The organism is Mesorhizobium sp. P2_F7, assembly GCF_056403695.1.
On record NZ_JBFUFA010000036.1, the window covers coordinates 1 to 1,225 of the forward strand.

1 protein-coding gene is annotated in these 1,225 nt (G+C 65.9%); it reads left to right on the plus strand.

Going from position 1 to position 1,225, the window contains the following annotated elements; all coding sequences use genetic code 11:
* A partial coding sequence (locus AC1DZ8_RS33295; protein WP_477402407.1) for a hypothetical protein occupies window positions 1-1,225 on the plus strand: 1,225 nt, incomplete at both ends.

The window sequence follows — 1,225 nt, forward strand, 5'->3', positions numbered from 1 at the left end:
CGATCACCACGCTGGCGAGCAACGGCGTGCTCAAGCTGAGCGGCGTCGACGTGACGGCAGGCCAATCAATCGCGGTCGCCGACATCGGCAATCTGACGTTTGTGGCGGATGCCAACGAGAACGGCTCGCCCTATGCGAACTTCACCTTCCAGGTTCAGGACAACGGCGGCACCGCCAATGGCGGCGTCGATCTCGACCAGTCGGCCAACACCTTCACCATCAACGTCACCAGTGTGAACGACGCGCCGGTGAATACCGTCCCGGCACTGCAGACGGTCGCCGAGGACACCAACCTTTCTGTCACCGGCCTGGCGATTGCCGACGTAGATGCTGGCAGCGCCACCAACATCACCACGACACTGTCGGTGCTGCACGGCACACTGACGGTCGCATCGGCAGGCGGCGCCGCGGTCTCGGGCAGCGGCACCGGATCCGTGACGCTGACCGGCACGGTGGCGCAGATCAACACCACCTTGGCTGCGCTCAACAACGTCGTCTACAAGGGCGTTGCGGACTTCAACGGCGGCGACACGCTGACCGTCCTTACCAACGATGCCGGAAATAGCGGATCGGGCGGAGCCCTGACCGACAGCGACACGGTCGCGATCACCGTTACCCCTGTGAACGACGCCCCGGTCATTGATCTGAACGGCGCGGGCGCCGGCAATGACGCGACGGCTTCGTTCACGGAGCAGACGCCGCTGGTGATCGCGCCTTCGGCGACGGTGACCGACGTCGACTCGGCGAACCTGACGTCCCTGACGGCGACGCTGACGGCGCGGCCCGATGGCAATGCGGTCGAATCCCTGTCGCTGAATGCCAGCGCCACGGCGGCCGCAGCCGGACTGACGGTGCTCTACACCGCAAGCACCGGCATTCTGTCGATCACAGGCTCGGCCGCGAAGGCGACCTACCAGACGATCCTCGACGGCATCGTCTACAACAACACCAGCGACACGCCGACGACGGTGGCTCGGACGGTCAACGTCGTTGCGACCGACGGCACCGACAGCAGTGCCTCGCACAGCGTCACGATCAGCGTCACGCCGGTCAACGATGCGCCGGTCATTGATCTGAACGGCGCCGGCGCCGGCAATGACGCGACGGCTTCCTTCACGGAGCAGACGCCGCTGGTGATTACGCCTTCGGCGACGGTGACCGACGTCGACTCGGCGAACCTGACGTCCCTGACGGCGACGCTGACGGCGCGGCCCGATGGCAATGC